This window comes from Caulobacter soli, from assembly GCF_011045195.1.
In the GTDB taxonomy this organism is placed as follows: domain Bacteria; phylum Pseudomonadota; class Alphaproteobacteria; order Caulobacterales; family Caulobacteraceae; genus Caulobacter; species Caulobacter soli.
The window spans coordinates 274,129-289,281 of sequence record NZ_CP049200.1 but is presented as its reverse complement, the minus strand read 5'-3'; the positions used below and the strand labels follow the sequence as shown (position 1 = coordinate 289,281).

The window sequence follows — 15,153 nt, the reverse complement described above, 5'->3', positions numbered from 1 at the left end:
GGCGGCGTCCGGCTCCCACCTTGAGTCCGCCAGACCTGTCGCCGCCGTTGGCGTCACGCGACGGCCTCCAGTCGATAGTCGCCCGCCGACCAGCCGTCCACGCGAACCACCGACTCCAGCCGCCGGCCGGACGGCGCGCGCGCGATGAAGGCGATCATCCCGATCGCCTGACCAATCGCCCGATAGGGCACGCTGGCGGAAACCTCGCCGATCAGGTCTTCCAGACGGGTGAGCGCTTCGCGCGCGCTGTTGGCGTGCAAGGTCGCCAGCCCGCCCGGATGGCCGGTGTTCCAGGCCTTCAACATGTCCAGCGCGCTGCCGTCCCGAACTTCGCCGATGATGATGCGGTCGGGCCGAAGGCGCAGGGACGCCCGGACAAGGTCGGCCATCGTCACCGGCGGATCCGTTCGTTTGGTCAGTAGGGCGATCTGGTCCCTGGCCGAGCATTGCAGCTCGGGGGTGTCCTCGGCGATCAGGACCCGGTCCGACGCGAAAGCCGGCTCGGCCAGCACCGCGTTGGCCAGGGTGGTCTTGCCGCTGCCGGTGCCGCCGGCGATCAGGATGTTGTCGCGGCCGCCGGCGGCCGTCCGCAAGGCCGTCGCCTGATCCAAGGTCATGATCCCGGCCTCGACATAGTCGTCGAGCGTGAACACCACGGCCGGCCGCTTGCGGATCGAAAAGGCCGGCGCGCTCGCCACCGGCATGAACACGCCCTGGAACCGCTCGCCCGAACGCGGCAGGGCGGCGCTGACCAGCGGCCGCTCTCGTGTCACCGCCTCGCCCACATGGTCGGCGACCAGCCGCAGGACCCGCTCGGCGTCCGCCGGGGTCATGTGTTCGCCGCTGAACGCCCGCCCCTGCCCGATCCGCTCGATCCAGATCGCGCCGTCTGGGTTGACCATCACCTCCACCACGGCCGGTTCGGCCAAGGCGGCGGCCAGGACGGGCCCCATGGCCTGGCGCAAGGCGGCGTTTTTGCGGTCCAGCGCCTCCTGGGATCCTCCGTTCATACCTCGTCCTCATCGTTGTAGATCAGGTCGACGATGCTCAGGCCGTCGGCGCAGGCCAAGCTCGAGGCCAGATCGACCGGCCGCAGCGGCGGCGCATAGGACTCGACCGCCGTCACCCCCAGCCAGTCGATCGGCGGCCGACCCGGCGTATCGAGGCTCTCGGGCGTCTGAACGAACCGCGCCCGCTCGCCGTGGAAGAAATCCCGTGCGGGGGCCGAGAACACCGGCTCGTCGAAAAAGCGGATCTTCTCGGCCAGCAAGGGCTTGGCGTTGTTGACGAACAGCAGCTGCTTGTTGGCCGGCAGAGCTCGCACGTCCTGTTCGGCCAGGATGTAGCGCTCGACCTCGGCCTGGTTGCGGCTGCGATGGCCCTTGCCGAACATCAGCCTCGGATCGCTGAAGCTCTCGCGCATCTCCAGGGACCGGCCCGCGCGCTTGACGATGCGCTCTATGCTGGTGGGCTCGGACGTCGCGAAGGCCGCAGTCACGTGGCAGTTGTCGAAGATCGAGGTGTGCACCCCATAGTGCTTGAAGACGTCGTTGAAGCTCTGGCAGATCAGATGGGCCGAGATGCCATAGCCGGCCATTTCCCCCAGCGCGTTCTCCAGGAACGGCAGCGCCCCGAGCTTGGGGAACTCGTCGAGCATCTTCAGCAGGCGATGACGCTTCTTGCGGCCGCGGCTGTCGGCGTCGATGGTCTCCATCAGGCTGTTGAGGCTCTGGCGCAGCATCACCCGCACCAGGAAGGCCAAGCGGTCGGCGTGGGCCTGGGGCGTGATCAGATAGAAACTGACCGGCGCCTGCGCGCAAACCAGGTCGCCGATGCAGAAGTCCGACCAGGAGGTGGCGTTGGCCACCAGGGGATCGGCCCACAGGGCCAGGGACTTCTGGGCCGTGGCCAGGACGCTGGAGCGCACCCTGGGCTCCATCGAACGGAAGGCCGTCGCCCCCAGCCAGACCTCCGGATGCACCTCGGCGATCGGCTCCCCGTTCGCATCGCGGGCCAGGCCGTCGGCGGCCCGGGCGTCTGGGCGCCAGCGATGCTTGGTCCCGAGCATGGCGTCCAAGGTCGGCTCAATGTCGATCAGCAGCCGCCGGACATAGGTCAGGTTCTTCAGGTCGTCGGGGGCGGTGTAGAGGGCGTGCAGGATCACGCCGGTGAAGAAGTTGGCCGCGCTCTGGTCGAAGAAATCCAAATTGCCCTGTTTGAGCCCGATCGGATCGACCAGGATGCCGACGATGTTCTGGATGTCGGCGATCTCCATCGCTCCCTTGCGAACCTCGAACAACGGGTTCCAGCGCGCGGTGTCCGGGTCGGTCGGCGCGAAGTAGAAGGTATGGGAAAACCGCCGCCGGTGATCGGCGGTGATGTGCCACAGCTCTCCCTTTCGGTCGTAGACGAACAGGCTCTCTGGCCAGGACAACACGGTGGGCACCACGTGCCCCGCGCCCTTTCCCGACCGCGACGCCCCCACGATGATGCAGTGCTCGACGCCGGTGAAGCTCAGCAAGCGCCCCTTGAGCCGGCCCAGCACCCGCCCGCCCAACTGCTCGCCGTGCAGCAGACCCGCCGAACGGGCCTCGGCCAGCCCGCCCCAAGCGGCCGTTCCGAACGGACGCGGGCGGGCGACAAACCGGCGCGTCAGGCCCGCGATCATCGCCAACGGCCAAGCGAAGACGCCCAGCCCCACCAGCGCGGCCTGATCGAAGGCCTGCCGATAGTCCTCGGCGTAGCGGCCATACCAGGCCAGGAACGACCAGGGGGCGTAGAGACGCGCCGCGCCGACCTGGCCCAGGCCCGCGCCAAGGGCGGGCGGATAGCCGAAGAGATGACCGGTTGTCTGGGTGGCGGCCCACAGGCCCGCCAGCGCCAGGACCGCGCTCAGCGGGACGAGCCAGCGGGCCCTGGCGATCATGGTGGTCATGCTGAGGCCTCCTAAGAGGCCCCCAGCAGAGACCCGCCGCGCGCCGGCGCCAATTCGGCGGTTCTACCGGAGCATTTCTGCGGGGTTCGGCCTGGACGACGAGCCTCGTCGTCGCCGATCGGCCGGCGCGCGTCCTTGCTCAGCGGCGCGTTTCGCCCATGAAAGCTTTGAGCGCGGACGATTACCGATCGGGACCAAGACCCGGCATCCGGCCCTGGACCAACGCCATCACCTTGGCGAGCGCCGCCCTCTGAGCGGCGGGCGCATGAGCCCAGACCGCGTCGACGACACGCCGATCGACCTCGCGCACCGCCTGGTCGACGCCCAGGTCCATCCGGACCGGCGCCGTCATGGCCCCCTCGCCCAACTCTCGCGCCACCAAGAGTTTGACACGTGTGCTGGCGACGTTCGCGATGCGCTTGTCGGCCCGCTTGATCTTGCGCTCCAGAGTGCGCGCGGCCCGCCGCGCCGCCTCGGCCGCCTGCCGCGCCGGATCCAGACGCGACGCCACATAGGCCCGGCCCGCATCGCCGCGCAGCCAGTCGCGGCGCACCTGCAAGTCCAGCGTCGCGCGACGATCCTCCGCCCGCGCTCGGTCCAGCGCGTTCAACTCGGCATGGGCGGCCCAGATCATCCGGGCCGGGTTGCGGATCCACCTCAGCAGCGTCGATCGACGCGCCCTCCCCCGTTCGATCCGTCGCTCCGTCCGCTCCAGGCGTCGGGCCGCCTCCGCGCGCCGTCCCACGGCTGAGCCCAGCACCTCGGCGGCGATCGATCGCCCCGTCGGGACCTCGGCCGCCGAGAGCCGCGCCCGGTCCCGCGCCCAGCCGTCGCGCTCGCGCACCATGGTCTGGTGGATGGCCTCGAACTCGCGGATCACCGCGTCGATCGGATAGGCTTGGCGCGACCGCCCCTCGGCCAGCCGATCCTCCAGCGCCCGCACCTGGGCGGGCGCCTCGCGACGCTGAGTGTTGCGCTCGCGGATCCGGCGATTGATGTCGCCGCGGTCGGACGCCTCCCCGCGCCGCTCCATGCCCGAGGCGGCGGGGCCCAGGTGAATGGACGGCTCGCGCCCCTGGCCCTGGTCGGCCAGGCTGCGGCTGCTGACCTGCGGCGCGTCCGGTCCCAGGTGCTGGCGCAGATGCTGGTTCTGGATCAACTCCCACTCCAGGCGCAGCGCCCTGACCGCGTCGGGATTGTCCCAGTCGCGGGCCTTGAACCCGAAGCCCTCGGGACCGACGCGGCGCGTGGTCACCATGATGTGGGCGTGATGGTTTCGGGCGTCACCGTGACTGTCGGGATAATGCACGCCGTAGTCGGCGATCATCCCCTTGGCCACCAGGCTCTCGGCGACGAAGGCCCGCACCAGCGCATGGCGCTGATCGTCTGACAGCTCGTGCGGCAAGGAGATCAGGATCTCCCGGGCGGTCCGGGAGTCGGACCGCTTGTCGGCCGCCTCGGCCGCGTTCCACAGCCGCTCGCGATCCAGCAACGCCGCCGGCGCGTCTTCCGGCCCCATGATCCCGGTGAAGGCCACCCCGCCCTTGGCCGAGTAGTCGAAGACCATCTCCAGGCGCTCGTCGCGCAGGACCGAGGCGGAGCGATAGGCGGACGCGGCGACGGACGAGCGCCCCTCGCTGCGTTTGAACGGCTGGATCTCGAGCCGATACTGCGCCACCCCGTCCTCGCCTCCATCCACCTGTCAGTCCGGCCGAAGGCCGGCGAAACGCCGCGCAGCGAGCGGGATCGCTAAGGGGCTCGCCCCTTGGCTCGACGCCCCCCGGCGGCGCCCGGGATCAGGGCGTCGAGGGGTGTCGGGCCCTCCCGACCGCAGGCGTTGCGCAGCAATGCATAACTGCGCCCTTGTCACCTTACGACCTCAAGGGGTAACCTCATCCCATCCCGTTTTCAAGCCGCGGCCTTGATCCCGACCATGGACGCTCCCGCCAAAGCGCCACGCCGAAAGCCGGAATCCGAAGCGGCAAGAACCCGCCGACTTCAGAACCTCGCCGTGCGTCTGGCCGATCGCGAGCATCGGGCCAAGACCGCCCTGGCCGCCTTGAACGGCGCCCTGCCTCGAGCGCGCGGCCACGTCACCCGACTGTCGGATATCGAAGACGAGAGCCATCGCCTGGAGGTCTGGCGCGCGCGGGTCGAGCGGCTGGAAGCCCTGCTCGATCAGACCGAGCGCAAGCGCGAGACCCGGGCCAAGATCGTGCTGGGCGCGACCCTGCTGGCCGAGGCGCAAGGCGACCCCGACGATCCGCTGATGGCCCGGATGCTGGAGATTCTCGACCGGCGGATCGACCGGCCGCGCGACCGCCACGCCATCGCCGAAATGCTTGGCCTGCGGCTGTCGCCGATCAAGGACGCCGCCGCGCCCGCCCTGCCCGACTTCGACGCCATGACCCAGGCCGTGCTCCTGGGCGGCGACGCAGCGCGCGGGCCGGATCGGCCAAGACGCAAAAAGGGGGGACGAGCCCCCCTCCCCTAGCGGGTCAAGACCTGGCCGTCGCGACCGCCCTTCCGGAAGTCGACGGCGAGCATGTCGATGGCGATGTGGTCGAAACAGAACACCGCCTTCATCTCCGGATCGGCCAGGGCCTCGGCGCGCCATTGCAGCGCCTGTCGACGATCGTTGCTCCGTCGCCGGATGTAGCCGCCGCTCATCCGATCGAGCTGAACGCTGTATCGCGGCTCGCCCTTGGCGATGTGCGCCGCGCGCAGCTGATCGTTGATCCGGTCGTGGGTGTGGTCGGGGCCGATGGTCATGGCGAGATCTCCTCAACGACGCTCCCATCGAGCGCCTTGATCTCCAGATCCATGTCGGGCCCCGGCCAGTCACCGCAGCCGACGCGCAGCGGCGGCGGAGGGGAACCCGCGCAGCGGGTTGACGGGCTGGGTGACATGATCGGATGGGAAGAGGCGCCCCCAGGCTCAGTAGCCGAAGCCCCGGCGTCGCAAGGCGGCGCCGGTGAGCGCCCTCGGGCGCGAACCCGCGAGGCGGGCCCCTCCGGCGGACGCGCGCCGACCGGTCCCCGGCGCCATAGCGCGGGGGACCGCCGAGGCAAGCGCCCCGGACCGTTCAGTAGGGTCCGCGCGCCGCAGGTCGCGCCCCCGGGTCAAGACCATCCGTCGGGCGCAAAAAGGGGGCCGTAGCCCCCTCCCTTCAACGTTGGCCCTCGACGATGGCCTGCAAGGTCGCGAAGACCATGGGGCAGAACAGGTCGACGCCGATGACCGCCCCGCAGGCGTTCATCATCCAGGGTCCGATCCGCCCGTCCAGGACCCACGACACCACGAAGCCTAGGCTGGCGATCAGGCCGACCGCGATCGACCCGTGAAAGCCGATGGCGATGGCGAGCTTTTCGAGACGGGAAATGGCCATGGGACTATTCTCCTGAATGACGCTCCCATCGAGCGCCTTGATTTCCAGATCCATGTCGGGCACCGGCCGGTCACCACAGGGGGCGCGCATCGGCCCCGGAGGGGAACCCGCGCAGCGGGTTGACCGGCTGGGTGACATGGGACGATGGGAAGAGGCGCCCCCAGGCTCAGTAGCCGAAGCCCCGGCGTCGCGAAGCGGCGCCGGTGAGCGCCCTCGGGCGCGAACCCGCGAGGCGGGCCCGTCGGTCCGCCGCGGGCCGATGGCGGCGGGCGCAGCGCGCCAGGCGCCCTGAGGTTCGCGCGCGCCGTCGCTCCCGTAGGGCGGCCTCGCGCCGCCAGGCCGGCGAGGCCGCCCGGTCCCCGAGGTGAGCGACGCCCGCGGCTCGGCGACTGAGGCGAGGGGGCAAAAGCCCCCTCGCCTCAGTCGCCGACATAGCCTGTCATCCGCAGCGCCAACCACTGGTCGTAGAACGGATGATCCACCAGTCGCCCCTGGGCGTTGAGGTCGTCGCACCAGACGATGATCGCGTCGCGCTCTTCGTCCGCCAGCTTGGCCCAGGCCTGCTCGCGCGCCGCGCGCGCGGCTTCCTCGGCCAGATGCTCGGCCCGGCCTTCAGCCCATTCCAGTTCATCGAGATGGTCCCAGAACGCGTGCACGTGATCGTCGGGCGCTTCGCCCAGCCGCGTTTGCGCGGACCGCGTCGTCTTCCGAAGCCAGCCCATCACCGTGTTGATCAGATCGAACATCGCCAAACCTCCGTTCGCCGCTCCCGGTGAGCGGCGTTGACCCGGCGGGACACGGCGGGGTCCCCTCCTGTCACCGGAGCGCTCGTCGGAGAGCGCGGAGGGAAACGGCGCAGCCGTTGACAGGCGGGGCGCCGTGACACGATGGGACGACGTCGCCACCAGGCTCAGTCGCCGCCGCTTGGCGGCGTCGAGCCCCGAAAGGGCGAGCCAGCGCTGGCGGTCCCGCCCAGGCGTCGGGGCCTTTCCTCAACGATCGCTCCGTCGGGCAGGACGAACAGGCCTCGGTCGCCTGCGGCCCTGCCTGGCGCAGCCTCCGCGGCGCCGTCCGAAGACCCGGCCTTACGCACGAAGATCGCGCCGCCGGCTCGGGCCAGGACGTCGGCCGGTGCAGGCGCGCCTCGCCCGGCGACCTGCGCATAGAAGGCGTGGTCGCCGATCACCGCGCTGGGCGCCGCGCCGCCGAAATGCACCAGGCCTGGAGACACCGCGCCGGCCGCGGCTCGGGCGGCGACGATCCTGGGGTTCTGAAAATAGAGCGCCCCGCCGGTCAGGTCGGGCAGCCGCCCGTCCAGGGCCAGATTGACGATCGTGTCGATCCGCGCCCTCTGCGCCGGACCGGCCGGCGGCAGGGCGCGCCAGTCGCCGCCGGCGCGCAGAACCGGCTCGAACTGGCCCCGGGCGTTGACCACCTGGTCGACGCTGTCGCCCCAGGCGCCGGAGGCCAGGCGGTTGAGGATCGTGTAGACCACCCCGGCCAGGCCGCTGTCGCCCTGCCCGGCCGCCTCGGCCAGGGTGACCCGGGTGATGGCGTCACGGGCCGAGGCAGTGTCGACCAGAGGGCGTAAACGGCCAAGGTCGTACACGGTCGCGCCGGCCGGCGCCTGCGCCCTGGCCGGGCCGGGCGCAAGGCCGCCCGCGAGCGCCGCCGACAGGGCGACGAGACCCCAGGCAAGCCGCCGCCCTCTCACGACGGTCTGGCCGGCTTGAGAGGCGCTGTCGGCCCCTTGAGCGGCCGAAAGACCCCGATCAGGTCGGCGCGGCGGACCGGGCCGTAGTAGCGGCTGTCGAAGCTGTTGGGGATGCGCGCGGAGTAGACGAAGAACTCGCCGGTCCGCAGGCGTCGGCACCCGCCCCATTGAGGCAGGATGCGGCCCCGTCGATCCGTCCGCGCGATCGCCGCCAGGCGCGCGCCGTTGATCGACAGTTGACGGCCGTCCGTGCAGACCGCGTCGCCCTCGCCAGCCCGGATGGTTTTCAAGATGCTGGTCCTGGCGCGTTCGGGCATGGCCGCGCCGACATAGGGCCAAGCGTCGGCCGGCGGCCGGAAGGCGATCATCTCACCGACCGCCGGCTCGGCTGACGACCGAAAATAGAGGCCCGGAGGCTCGCTGTCGGAGGTGTTGATCAGCACAACAGGAGCCGAAGGCGCCGCCTGGGCCAGAGCGGCCGCGCCCAGGCCCAGGCCGATCAGGACAAGATGGACGCGGCGATGCATGGCGTGAGCTTCGACGGCCACGAAGGCCGTGGCAATTCCGCAGAAATCCGGAGGCGACGTCGCCGTCTTCGCCCAGGTCGCCTGCGCCGCAAGCGCCGGCCGGATCCTCTACCAGGCGAGGCCCTGACGGAACCGCGCTTGACCGCTGTTTCGGATCGGCGGCCGATCCCGCGCGCGCCAAGCCCTTCCGGCGGCTTTTGTTGGAACGCCGCCACAATGTCGCCAGGCGTCCAAGCGGAGGAAAAGAACGGTGGGCGTTCCCCCGCTAAGGCGTTTTGCCACGAGCCGGAGGATCAGGGCCGTCTTTTTGGCCCTGCTTCTCCCGGCGGCGCCTCAGCTGCGCCGTTAGAGATATTGTTATGGAAGAAGTTAGATAAGTTAAGGGGCCGGGAAGCTCGTGAAAGCCTCGCTATAACAGAGGCTTATGGAACCCCCCAGTGGGCGATAGACCGTGGATCGGTGTCTGATCCCCCGAAGGTGCGGTGGGCGTTCCCCCGCATCATGCGTGTGCGTTCCCCCGGGACTGTCCACAGTCAGGCTCGGTTCGCGGCCGGTGGGCGATAGACCGATGGTCCGCGGGAAGCTTCGGTGGGCGAAACCCCGACGCGCCTCGTCGTTTTTCGATGTGGAGGCCAGGCCGGACAGGGGTTTGGCCGCCGAGATCGGCCTTTGGTGGGTGAAACCCCGAAACTTCACCCCTCCCCGCCCCTCGGCGGCCAGATCGGTGGGCGAAACCGCGAAGGCCGGCTTGTTTGGCGGTGTGTGAAACCCCGACGGAGAGGCCCCGAGTCGGTGGGCGAAACCCCGAACGTCCAGGATTGACGCCAGGGACTCGAAAACGGCCGCCAAAAGCGCCGTTCGAGGTCGATTTTAACCCGGTGTTTACCAATTTGGCGGGCGCCGACCGCGACTCCGGTGGGTGAAAGACCGTCACCGGGGATCTGTCGTCTACTTTAGAATACGACAACAACCCCTTGAATTACAAGGAAATCGCCGCTTGGGGTGTGTGATAGACCGTTAGGCGTCGCCGGTCGTGACCCGGCGTTTGGCCCAAGGCTCGGCGCGACCGTCGACCTGGTCTGCGCGGCGATCTTCCCGCTCCCGGCGCTTGCGCGCGGCGTCCTCGGCCTCCAGATCGGCCTGGACCTGGATGCGTTCGACGACCGAGCGGCGGATGAAGCGCACGCCCTGGGAGCCGTCGCCCATGGTGATGAACGCCATGTCGTATTCGGGCAGCTCGTTGATCTCGACGATCTTGCGCATCATCCGGCTGAACTCTTTGGGTTCGCTGTCGGAGCCGGTCTTCTCGTGCAGCACGCTGACCCGGCACGACCAACCGTCGTCCTGGTCGCCGGCGTGCTTGCGGGCGATGCGGTAGATCGCCTTTTCCAGGCCGCCGGAGATCTGGAAATAGTCGGGATGCATGGTCAGCACCGACTTTTCGTTGATGATCCCCTCATAGACCCAGTCCGACAGGGTGATCTTCAGGGCGATCGGCTTTTCGGTGATCGGATCGACCTCGACCTCCCAGCTGTCCAGCCAGCTGAAGCGGCGGTCGCGGCCCTTCTTGGCGCGGATCGAGGTGAAGATGGTCGTGGTCGTCAGGCGATCGAGGGCGGCCTTGAGGTCATTGTAGCCCTTGCCGCCGGTGTCGCGCTGAATCGAGCGCAGCAGATCATAGGCGGTGACCTTCAAGGACCGCGGCACGTCATTGCGGCCCTCGGCCTTGATGCGGTTGAGGGCGCTGGCGGCCCAGATCAGGATGTCCCCGTCCCAGATCGTGGCCATGCCGTAGGCCGGGACGGCCTCGACCTTCACCGAGACTTCGCCGTCCGGGCTCTTGTATTCGATCGGCTTGAGGCGCTTGCGCTTTTGCAGGCTGAAGAACGGCCGCTCCATCGTCTCGCGCTGATCCTTCAGCGGAAGGTCGCGCATCAGCGGGATGAAGAGGTCGAACTGGTTGTTGCGGTCCTTGGGGGCCGTCATGCGCCCTGCCCTACTCGAATGTTCAGTCGACCTAGCGCGATTCGCCCTGCTGACGGCGCGCCTCGGACCAAGGGTCTCATCCTATGGATCAAATAGGCAAATGGGGATTTGCCCATTTGCCTATTTGCTCAGCTGGACTATCCGCGCACCCGGCGACCGTCTTGCGGCAGATTGGCCAGGTCCACCGGGAAATCCTTCGCCGCCAGAGCTTCCAGGATCAGGTACTTCACGGTGACCCGGCGGCGGACCGCCTCGAACTTCAGGGCCATCGACAGGGCGTCGTCGATCTCGAACTTGATCGAGGTTCCCCGATCAGCGTCCGAGGCGGCGACGGCTGCGGCGCGAACCGGCTTGGAAGCCTTGGGCCTGGGCGCGGGACTGGGGGCCGCAGGTTTGGGCGCCGAGGCGATCGGCGCCGGCGGCGCGGGCTTGGCCTGAGGCTCGGCGTGAGGCTCGGCCAGGGCGGCCGACATGTCGCTGGAGGTGCGTCCAAACCCCAGGTCGCGCGTGGCCTCCTTGAGGGCCTCGGTCGCGACGCCATCGTTGATCGGGCGCGGGCGCGGGGCCGGGTGGAATAGTGGACGGGCGACTTTGTCGTTCATGGTCTTCCCTTCCCGGTTCAGGCGGCCTGGGCCTGGCGGGCCAGCGCTTCTAGAAGTTCGGCCAGCACCGCGGCGATCTCCCGCGCGGCCTTGGGGTCGCCGTTGGGGCCGCTGGGGGTGTCGCCGGTGAAGTGGATCTGTTGGTAGGCCGCGCGTTGGATGATCTCGGTGCTCAACACCGGAATGTCGTTGTCGCGGATTTCCTGGCGCGAGTGGCTGGCCACCCGGCTGTTGAGCGTCGCCATCTGGCTGAAGATCACCCGCGCGGGGATGCGGCGCTTGAGCATTTTTTCGGCGCGCTTGACCACCTCGTAGGTGCGGTAGACCTCCTGCAGGTCCATGCCCGAGACCTTGGTCGGGATCAGCACCAGGTCGCTCTCGGCGATGGCGTAGGTCACCGACTGCGAGGCGGCCCCCTCCAGATCCACGAACACCAGAGCGTAGCGGCTGGCGGCCTCGGCGATCACGTCCTGGATCTTGGTCTCGTTGGCCTCGCTGATCACCGTGACCTTGCAGTCGTCGCCGGCGCGGTCGCGCCAGGTGGCCACATGCCCGTTGGGATCGCCGTCGACGATCGCCACCGAGCCGCCCTGGCGGGCGAAGGCGTCGGCCAGACACATCACCAGGGTGGTCTTGCCCACCCCGCCCTTCGTCGAACAAACGCTGATGACCGCCATGACGCCGCTCCTCTATTGGGGCAATGGGCAACTGGGTATTTGGGCAAGGCCCCTTTTACGCAAATGATCTAATGCGGACTTGGTGAAGAGGGTGTTAACCCAAGTGGGCGAACGGGCTCTAGGGTGAATGGGGAAGCCCGCTTATCCACAAAAACCCAAAACCCCATCCAGGCAAATCCCCCTTTGCGCAAGACAGCATTTGCCCGTTTCCGCTTTTACGCAAGACCCCAATCGGGCAATTCCCCCTTTTCCCAATTTACCCTAATAACCCAAATGGGGCTTTGGGTGTTTCCCCAAAAGGAGATCTCCCCAAACCTCCCTTGGGCGCGGGGAGGGGCGCCGGCCGCCCCAAACGCCCAAGCCCACACTTCCCCATTTGCCCAAATGGCCAAATGCCGCGATTCAGCCGCCGCTAGAGCCGCCAGGCCCGATACCTGGAGCGCCCGCTGATCTCCATCAGGGAGGAGCCCAGGCCGGTCAGCAAGCGCCGGGCCGAATGGCTGGCGACGCCCAGATGCTCGGCCGCCATCGGCGCGCTGACCAGCGGGCGGGCCAGCAGCAGTTCGAGCAGGTCGGCCGAGCGGTCATGGGCCCGCCGGCCGCCGATCCGCTTGAGGACGACCTGGCGGGCCAGCTCCAGGCGTCTCATCTCCGCCAGGCCGGCTTCGGCGCCGACGGCCAGGATCTTCAACCAATAGGCCAGCCGCACGGTCGTGGCCGCGGCCATGAATCCGCGCGGCGGCTGCATATGGGCGCGGCGCGCGGCCTCCAGGCCCAGCAGGCAGGACCGTGTCCGCCCCGAAAGACGCAAGGCCTGGGCGACCATGACCCCGCCGACATAGTTCTGGCGGGGCAGGGGGTTGACCAGGCGCCAGCCCTCCAGGGCGGCGGCCGCCCGCAGCAAGGCGGGGGCGCGATCCGGCAGAGCCCGGGTCCAAGCGACCCATTCCTCGACGGCTTCGAGCGGATCGGCGGTCTCGCCGCGGCCCAGCGCGCGGATCTTCTGGACCAGCTCGTCGACGAGGGCGGGGGGCTCGGCCTCGCGCTCCGCCGAGCCCGGCGCGTCGTCGACCGGCGGCGCCAGGTGCGGCGGATCGCTGCGATACCCGGCCAGCCAGGCCGCGCCCGCCGCGGTCTGCAGCTCCGCGCCGATCCCCCGCGCCTTGCGCCGCGCGCGCACCAGGCCGTGCGTGGCCCGCAGGGCCTGGTCGGGCAGGCGCGCGTCCATCTGGGCGTCGTGCAGGACCAGATCCTCCATGTCGACGATCTCGCCGCTGACCCAGCCCCAGGCGTTGGCCTCGGCGAAGTCGATCCGCGCGGCCCAACCGTCGGTGAAGGGGCAGCTCTGGGCGCGCGCGTCGAGTCGGCTCACGCTGTCTTCAGCGCGCGCCAGGCCCAGGAACAGGCCCTCGATGGAAGCGTCCAAAAACCCGCCCTCCAAGGCGAAAACCCACGTGCATGGGTGACGCACATTTCTTGCCATTAACTGTGCGTTACGCCAAGCCGCAAACGACCCGCCCCGGAGCTTGGCCTCCGGGGCGGGCGCCTTGCGGTCTTAGTCCTCGTCTTCGGGATTGGTCTCGGGACGGTCGAGCGACTTCAGCTCGTGGCCCGGGCCGGCCACCACCACCTTGGAGAAGAAGTGCTCCTGGCCGTCCTGGCCGGTGAAGCGCTCGTTGCGGATCTCGCCCTCGACATAGACCTTCGAGCCCTTGGGCAGGGGCCGGGACTCCAGCCAGCTGACCGTCCCCGGGCTCCAGATCTCCACCTGGTGCCAGGTGGTGAAGTCCTGTCGCTCGCCGCCCTTCTTGGTGTAGCGGCTGGTGGCCACCCGCAGCACGGCGACCTTCTTGCCCTTGGGGGTGGTGCGGATTTCCGCGTCGGCGCCGGTGAAGCCGATCAGTTGAGCCTTGTTCAGCATGGTCTTTCTCCGTCTTCCGCCGAGAGGAGCCCCGGCGGCCCGCGGTCCTTGCCGCGATCACGCGAACCGGAGGGGCGGGGAGGAGGGGCGGGCCAAAGCCCGCGGTGATTGGAAACCGGCCTGCACGCCGCGCAGCAAGGAAGGCCGGAGGGTCCGAGCGCCGCGCCTGGCTTGACCAGGTCGGCTTTGACCCGGCCCGCCCCGCCCCAGGGCTGGCGTGATTGATCGCGCAGGACCGGCGGCTCGCCCGGGCCCGCTGGCGCAGACGCTAAAGACCCCTCTGCGCACGGCCGATCGGCTTTTCCGGCGCCGGCCCGGCTGGACGCCCCGCTCGAAAAGCCACGGCGCTGACGCCCCTTGGCCGCCGGCTCCTGGAACCATGCCGGCGGACGCCGGCTCCGCCGCTGCGTCGGTGAGAGATCGTCCCGGCCGGCGCCCATGGAGCCGCCGCCCCAGGGCTGGAAGCCTCTGTCGAGAGCCTCCACGCACCGCGCTCACCGATTGGACGGCCGCAGCCGCCCCATCAGGGCTGGCCCGCCCGCGGTCAACCGCAGCGAGCCGCCGCCATGACGACGATGGCGACCGCCAGCGACGCCGACAGGCGCTCTGCCCAGGCCGAACCGCAGCCGGCCCAGCGGACGCCAGCCAGGACATGGATCGTGATGCGATCGTTCCGGGAGCTGCGGGGGAAATCGCTCCATGCGAAGACTTTTGATATACAAATTGAATAGCCAATGTCCGGGGGCAATTTGAACGACGCATGACGAAGAGGTCCTATGTCAGCGAGGTCCGCGCCGCCGCCGCCGCCGAGACGCGGCAGCGGGTGATCGATGCGGCGCAGCGCCTCCTGCGCGAGGACAGCATCGCCGGCTTCTCGCTCGACACGGTCGCCAAGGCCGCGCGTGTCACCCGGCTGACGGTTTACAATCAGTTCGGATCACGCCGGGGGCTGCTGGAAGCGGCCTTTGACGACATCGCCCTGTCGGGCGGCTTGCCGCGCCTCGCCCAGGTGATGACCAACCCCGACGGGCGCAAAGCCGTCACCGAACTCGTCGAGGTCTTCTGTGCGTTCTGGAGCAGCGATCCGGCGGTGGCCGCGCTGCACGACGCCATGGCGATCGACGGCGAGTTCGCCCGGGCCCTGCGCGAACGCAATGAACGCCGCCGGGCCAACCTGACGGTCCTGGTCGATCGGATTGCGGGCGGGCGTGCAACCAAGCGTTCACGCACCGACGCGATCGACCTGATGTACAGTCTCACCAGTTGCGCGACCTACCGGTCCCTCAGCGAAGGCCGATCGAACGCGGCGGTCGCGTCGATTCTCAAGGCCGCCTGCGGTGACGCCCTGGATCGCCTGCTCGACCAGACCTGAACGCGCGGCGCGCATCGACGGGCGGTCAGCA

15 protein-coding genes are annotated in these 15,153 nt (G+C 69.3%); 2 read left to right on the top strand and 13 right to left on the bottom strand.

Translation table 11 applies throughout. From position 1 onward, the window contains the following. Nucleotides 1–53 precede the first annotated feature (53 nt). The 3 genes from trbB to mobQ all read right to left on the bottom strand — a co-directional run bounded on the left by trbB (nucleotide 54) and on the right by mobQ (nucleotide 4,613). The gene (gene trbB / locus G3M62_RS25785; protein ID WP_165191670.1) at nucleotides 54–1,010 is read right to left on the bottom strand and encodes a P-type conjugative transfer ATPase TrbB; all 957 of its coding nucleotides are present in this window, start codon (nucleotides 1,008–1,010) and stop codon (nucleotides 54–56) included. Further along, the gene (locus G3M62_RS25780) at nucleotides 1,007–2,935 is read right to left on the bottom strand and encodes a type IV secretory system conjugative DNA transfer family protein (protein ID WP_246263637.1); all 1,929 of its coding nucleotides are present in this window, start codon (nucleotides 2,933–2,935) and stop codon (nucleotides 1,007–1,009) included. Before G3M62_RS25780 ends, trbB begins: the two co-directional genes overlap by 4 nt. A gap of 181 nt (nucleotides 2,936–3,116) precedes the next feature. Continuing rightward, nucleotides 3,117–4,613, bottom strand: a complete 1,497-nt coding sequence (gene mobQ, locus G3M62_RS25775; RefSeq protein WP_165191669.1) for a MobQ family relaxase — start codon at nucleotides 4,611–4,613, stop codon at nucleotides 3,117–3,119. Between the two features lie 333 nt (nucleotides 4,614–4,946). Between mobQ and G3M62_RS25770 the strand changes: the two genes are divergently transcribed. Further along, nucleotides 4,947–5,429, top strand: a complete 483-nt coding sequence (locus tag G3M62_RS25770) for a hypothetical protein (RefSeq protein ID WP_246263636.1) — start codon at nucleotides 4,947–4,949, stop codon at nucleotides 5,427–5,429. On the opposite strand, the gene G3M62_RS25765 is transcribed toward G3M62_RS25770, so the two are convergent. From G3M62_RS25765 to G3M62_RS25720, 10 genes are all read right to left on the bottom strand, one after another. Beyond that, nucleotides 5,426–5,707 carry a hypothetical protein gene (locus G3M62_RS25765; protein WP_165191667.1) on the bottom strand — a complete coding sequence of 94 codons (282 nt, stop codon included), beginning with the start codon at nucleotides 5,705–5,707 and terminating at the stop codon, nucleotides 5,426–5,428. The genes G3M62_RS25770 and G3M62_RS25765 overlap by 4 nt on opposite strands. A 397-nt stretch (nucleotides 5,708–6,104) precedes the next feature. After that, nucleotides 6,105–6,323, bottom strand: coding sequence for a hypothetical protein (locus G3M62_RS25760; protein WP_165191666.1), 219 nt, complete (start codon nucleotides 6,321–6,323; stop codon nucleotides 6,105–6,107). A gap of 419 nt (nucleotides 6,324–6,742) precedes the next feature. Next, a complete protein-coding gene (locus G3M62_RS25755; protein ID WP_165191665.1) occupies nucleotides 6,743–7,069 on the bottom strand; it encodes a hypothetical protein in 327 nt (108 codons plus the stop codon). Between the two features lie 164 nt (nucleotides 7,070–7,233). After that, on the bottom strand, nucleotides 7,234–7,932 hold the full coding sequence (locus G3M62_RS25750) for a cell wall hydrolase (protein WP_246263635.1): 699 nt from the start codon (nucleotides 7,930–7,932) through the stop codon (nucleotides 7,234–7,236). Between the two features lie 101 nt (nucleotides 7,933–8,033). Further along, nucleotides 8,034–8,564: a S26 family signal peptidase gene (locus tag G3M62_RS25745; protein WP_165191663.1), complete on the bottom strand. Its 531-nt coding sequence runs from the start codon at nucleotides 8,562–8,564 to the stop codon at nucleotides 8,034–8,036. A 1,017-nt stretch (nucleotides 8,565–9,581) separates the two neighbouring features. Further along, nucleotides 9,582–10,550, bottom strand: a complete 969-nt coding sequence (locus tag G3M62_RS25740; RefSeq protein ID WP_165191662.1) for a replication initiator protein A — start codon at nucleotides 10,548–10,550, stop codon at nucleotides 9,582–9,584. Between the two features lie 137 nt (nucleotides 10,551–10,687). Then, nucleotides 10,688–11,152 (bottom strand): hypothetical protein, encoded by a 465-nt coding sequence (locus G3M62_RS25735; protein ID WP_165191661.1) that lies wholly within the window; start codon nucleotides 11,150–11,152, stop codon nucleotides 10,688–10,690. A 17-nt stretch (nucleotides 11,153–11,169) separates the two neighbouring features. Further along, nucleotides 11,170–11,829 (bottom strand): ParA family protein, encoded by a 660-nt coding sequence (locus G3M62_RS25730; protein WP_165191660.1) that lies wholly within the window; start codon nucleotides 11,827–11,829, stop codon nucleotides 11,170–11,172. Between the two features lie 412 nt (nucleotides 11,830–12,241). Continuing rightward, nucleotides 12,242–13,255 (bottom strand): DUF1612 domain-containing protein, encoded by a 1,014-nt coding sequence (locus G3M62_RS25725; protein ID WP_165191659.1) that lies wholly within the window; start codon nucleotides 13,253–13,255, stop codon nucleotides 12,242–12,244. A gap of 129 nt (nucleotides 13,256–13,384) precedes the next feature. Further along, the gene (locus tag G3M62_RS25720) at nucleotides 13,385–13,750 is read right to left on the bottom strand and encodes a single-stranded DNA-binding protein (protein WP_165191658.1); all 366 of its coding nucleotides are present in this window, start codon (nucleotides 13,748–13,750) and stop codon (nucleotides 13,385–13,387) included. 760 nt (nucleotides 13,751–14,510) lie between these two features. Here G3M62_RS25720 and G3M62_RS25715 point away from each other — a divergent pair. Next, nucleotides 14,511–15,122: a TetR/AcrR family transcriptional regulator gene (locus G3M62_RS25715; protein ID WP_165191657.1), complete on the top strand. Its 612-nt coding sequence runs from the start codon at nucleotides 14,511–14,513 to the stop codon at nucleotides 15,120–15,122. Nucleotides 15,123–15,153: the final 31 nt, after the last annotated feature.

Excerpts from the sequence above, each read along its gene's own strand:
- G3M62_RS25780 (WP_246263637.1), bottom strand. The coding sequence starts at position 2,935 with ATGACCACCATGATCGCCAGGGCCCGCTGGCTCGTCCCGCTGAGCGCG.
- G3M62_RS25740 (WP_165191662.1), bottom strand. The coding sequence starts at position 10,550 with ATGACGGCCCCCAAGGACCGCAACAACCAGTTCGACCTCTTCATCCCG.
- G3M62_RS25720 (WP_165191658.1), bottom strand. The coding sequence starts at position 13,750 with ATGCTGAACAAGGCTCAACTGATCGGCTTCACCGGCGCCGACGCGGAA.
- G3M62_RS25745 (WP_165191663.1), bottom strand. The coding sequence starts at position 8,564 with ATGCATCGCCGCGTCCATCTTGTCCTGATCGGCCTGGGCCTGGGCGCG.
- G3M62_RS25730 (WP_165191660.1), bottom strand. The coding sequence starts at position 11,829 with ATGGCGGTCATCAGCGTTTGTTCGACGAAGGGCGGGGTGGGCAAGACC.
- G3M62_RS25765 (WP_165191667.1), bottom strand. The coding sequence starts at position 5,707 with ATGACCATCGGCCCCGACCACACCCACGACCGGATCAACGATCAGCTG.
- G3M62_RS25755 (WP_165191665.1), bottom strand. The coding sequence starts at position 7,069 with ATGTTCGATCTGATCAACACGGTGATGGGCTGGCTTCGGAAGACGACG.
- trbB (WP_165191670.1), bottom strand. The coding sequence starts at position 1,010 with ATGAACGGAGGATCCCAGGAGGCGCTGGACCGCAAAAACGCCGCCTTG.
- G3M62_RS25735 (WP_165191661.1), bottom strand. The coding sequence starts at position 11,152 with ATGAACGACAAAGTCGCCCGTCCACTATTCCACCCGGCCCCGCGCCCG.
- G3M62_RS25715 (WP_165191657.1), top strand. The coding sequence starts at position 14,511 with ATGACGAAGAGGTCCTATGTCAGCGAGGTCCGCGCCGCCGCCGCCGCC.
- G3M62_RS25760 (WP_165191666.1), bottom strand. The coding sequence starts at position 6,323 with ATGGCCATTTCCCGTCTCGAAAAGCTCGCCATCGCCATCGGCTTTCAC.